The 3,799-nt window shown below is 52.8% G+C and carries 3 protein-coding genes; 1 reads left to right on the top strand and 2 read right to left on the bottom strand.

What is annotated here, in order from left to right:
• The coding region (locus tag ACO1NT_RS06725; RefSeq protein ID WP_449047688.1) for a sensor histidine kinase at nt 1-1,690 on the bottom strand (1,690 nt) is incomplete at its 3' end.
• 84 nt (nt 1,691-1,774) lie between these two features.
• Complete coding sequence (locus ACO1NT_RS06730) at nt 1,775-2,941, bottom strand: hypothetical protein (RefSeq protein ID WP_449047689.1); 1,167 nt, start codon at nt 2,939-2,941, stop codon at nt 1,775-1,777.
• 137 nt (nt 2,942-3,078) lie between these two features.
• On the opposite strand from ACO1NT_RS06730, the gene ACO1NT_RS06735 reads away from it, so the two are divergent.
• Nucleotides 3,079-3,792 (top strand): head GIN domain-containing protein, encoded by a 714-nt coding sequence (locus ACO1NT_RS06735; protein WP_449047690.1) that lies wholly within the window; start codon nt 3,079-3,081, stop codon nt 3,790-3,792.
• Nucleotides 3,793-3,799: the final 7 nt, after the last annotated feature.

The raw sequence follows: 3,799 nt of genomic DNA on the forward strand, positions 1-3,799 counted from the left end.
AGGCACTGCCTTTGCCTACCGTGCTGGTTACCTGGATGATGCCGCCCAATAGGGTGGCGAGCTCCCGACAAATGGATAACCCCAAACCTGTGCCGCCAAATTGGCGGCTTGTGGAACCATCCGCTTGCTTGAACGCCTCAAAAATCAGTTGTTGTTTTTCTTCGGCGATACCGACACCGGTATCTGTCACGGCGATGGCGATGGCTTGGTCTTGTGCCACGTCCTTCAGTAGGCCTTCTTCCCAATCGGGCGACTTGCCCGCGGGGGTGAACTGCAGTTCCACGCGACCGGTCTCTTTGGTAAACTTGAATGCATTGGAAAGCAGGTTCTTGAGCACCTGCCTCAACCGCTGTTCGTCTGTCGTGATGCTTGTTGGCAGGCCTTCGTCTACCGTAATACGGAAGTCAATGGTCCTGCTGTCCGCAACGCTGCCGAACAGGTCGAGCATGTCTTCGGCAATGGACGACAGGGGAATGTCTTCTAACAAGAGTTCGATATTGCCCGACTCGATCTTTGACAGGTCCAGGATGTTGTTGATCAGTTCGAGGAGGTCTGATCCAGCATGGTGAATGACAGAAGCATATTTCACCTGTTCCGCTAGGAGATTGCCCGCTTTGTTGTCTTCCAATAACTTGGCAAGGATGAGGATGCTATTGAGCGGTGTGCGCAATTCGTGGCTCATGTTGGCCATGAATTCTGATTTGTATTTGCCCGATTGTTCCAACTCATCCACTTTCAACGCAATGGATTGGCGTGCCAGTTCGATGGAAATATTGCGTTCTTCCAATAACCGCGCTTTTTCGCCGAGCTCCAGGTTGGCGTTCTTAAGTTCCTCCTGCTGTACCCGCAGTTCTTCCTGTTGTGCCTCCAGTTCTTCTGCCTGTTGCTGAGTTTCTTCATAAAGGCGGGTGAGGGCCGTGTGCGCCTGCGCCACTTTGGTCGCTACCGCCAACGTGGTCCCTGCCCGTTGCAGGAACTGGAGCGTCTTTTGGTCGATTTCGCGGAAAAAGCCGATTTCCATCACGCCAAGGACCTCATCTTCATAAACCAACGGTTGGACAACGATGTTTTTCGGACCGGTACGGCCCAATGAAGAGGTGACGGTGAGGTAATTTTCCGGTATGTCGGAGAGGACAAGCTGTTCTCGGGAGGTGATGCTTTCGCCTACGAGCCCTTGGCTGCCCATCATCTTAGGGGGCATGTCTTGCGTCTCAGCCGCATATGATCCCGCGTGGACGTACACATCTTCGTGCGAGGAACTTTTGAGGTATATCGTACCCACTTTGGCCTGCACATGCTGGCATGCCGTCCGGATAGCGTTCGCGGCGATTTCGTTTTCTGAGCGCCCGCCCCGGGTGTCGTTGTCTAGGGCAGCTAATCCGTTGAGTATCCAATTGTCAACCTCCTTCTCTTTCGAGAGCCTGCTCAGGTCGCGGTTGGATTGACGGATACGGTAGGCGATCTTCTTGTTGTGTTCAAATGATTTGGTGATATAGACAAGCAGCCATATAATGAGGGCGAAGACCAGTACGGCGGTGACGATATAGGTGGTCCTGATGCTTGCGAGTGTGGCGTGGGCGATGTCTATTTGCCTGAACAATAAGATGAGGTAAAACAAGCTAACGAGCAGGATGGCAATTAAGAGCGAGAAACCTAGATAGATATGTCCGCTGAACGTTAGTCTTTTCATTATCAACTCGTTTGCTGGTTTGTTGCAAAAGTACGAAAAGTCGGGATACGAACGATGTGTTCGACATAGTTTAACATCGTAATCCTATAGTATGGGATGCCTTTCAAACGGCTTGCTACGGTCGAATAGGTAGCGGTAGGTATGGTGTGTTTTATAAATGGTGCCCCCGATATACCGGGCTACATTCATCATTTTTGGATTGAAATCGCCTATCCAATTCATTTGCAATTCCTTGTAGCCCACCTGCGCGGGGTCTTGCACCACTTTGCATGCCGCCATAATGAGGGCTGCTTCCACGCCTTTCCGCTGGTGGTCGGGCACGACGCCGAATACGATGCCAAACATCGTATGGCAGCGTTTCCGCCACCGGTTCCAGAGAAAAAGGAGCTTCCCCCATAACGTGAGCTTCCCATCCATATATTTTACGATGAGTTGGTTCACGTCGGGGATATTTACCCAAAACGCCACCGGTTTACCGCGATAATAGGCGAACCATATGATTTTGGGGTCCACGATGGGTTTCATGCTTCGCATGAGCTTACGTGCATTTTCGATGCTCATGGGGCTCACCCCCTCGTGCCTCGCCCAGGCCTCGTTGTATACCGTGCAGAAATCTTCCGCGGCCTGGTTGAGTTTCCGGGCATTGATATGGCTGAAGGTATAGCCCGCGTCTTGCAGGGTATGCATCGCTTTCTCGCCTACTTTGCTTGATAACTTGGCCGCGATGTCCCGCCCGTAGGTAAATTGCTTGAAATACGTCTGGAACCCGTAATGTTCAAAAAGCTGCTGATAGTAAGGTGGGTTATAATTGCAGCAATAACAAGGTTGATGGAACCCATCTACCAGGAGGCCCCACCAGCGTTCGCGGTTGCCAAAATTAATGGGCCCATCCATGGCCTGTATCCCTTTATCTTGCAGCCATGTTTTGGCCGTATCGAAGAGCAGGTCGGCTGCCTGCTGGTTATCGATGCATTCGAAGAAGCCGCAGCCGCCCACGGGGACCTCGTCCTGTTCGAAGGTCCTGGCATGATAGAATGCCGCGATACGGCCGATGAAGCGCCCTGTGCGGTCGCGCAGCAGCCAGCGGGCGCAATCGCCGTTATGATGGCGTGGATTGGCATCCGGGTCGAATACTTGATGCACGTCGCTATCCAACGGCCTGATATAATTCGGATCATCGCTGTAAAGCGGGGGCGCCATCGTTACAAACGATCGGGCTAATTGCTCTCCGGTAACGGGTATGATTTCCAAAGCTAATGAATAATCTGGGTTAAAAATAGCGGTTTGCTTCCGCTTCTCCAAGTATGGGGTGCCCGGTGGCGGGAAAAATTAGGTGGCCGACCTGCAACGAAATGCCGTTTTATGCGTCTTATGGAAAAATAACGATTATGAAATTGAAATTATCATCACTGGGCTGGTTGGTATTATTACTGCCCTTTTTCGGCGTAGGCTTGGCCCACGCAGCATTGTCGCCTTCGTACGCAGATGAAACGCGCAGCGTCTCCGGATTCCATGCCATTGCCAACAGCGGGAGTATCGTGGTAGAAGTGAAATTGGGTAATACGGAGTCCGTTCGGCTTGAAGGGGACGATGCCGCCATCCGGCAAATCGAAACGGTCGTAGAGGGAGGAACCCTGAAGATTCGGTTCAAGCAGCTATCCCAACGAACCAATTGGGGTAAGGTTACGGCGTATGTGTCCGCAAGGCAACTCGATGGGTTGACCCAATCGGGTTCTGGAAGTATTTCGGTTTCGGATGCCGTTGCCGGCGAATCGTTCCATGTGTCATTGAGCGGCTCGGGGAGGATAACGTTCGAATCCGCGGCCGACGTGGTTAATGCGTCGATCAGCGGTTCCGGACGCATACAGGCCAATGGGCACGCGGCACAGTGCAACGCGTCGATCAGCGGTTCGGGCCGTTTTGATGGCGGTGACCTGGAAACACAGACCGCCAACCTAAAGGTGTCGGGGTCCGGTGGCGTGGACATCCACGTTGACCAGAAATTGGTTGCATCCATCAGTGGCTCCGGCAACATCAGTTATACGGGCGATGCACAGACAGACGTGCGGTCGCCCGGTTCGGTTAGGGTACGTAAACGGTAGCCCGTGC

It is taken from the genome of Parapedobacter sp. (assembly GCF_053550995.1).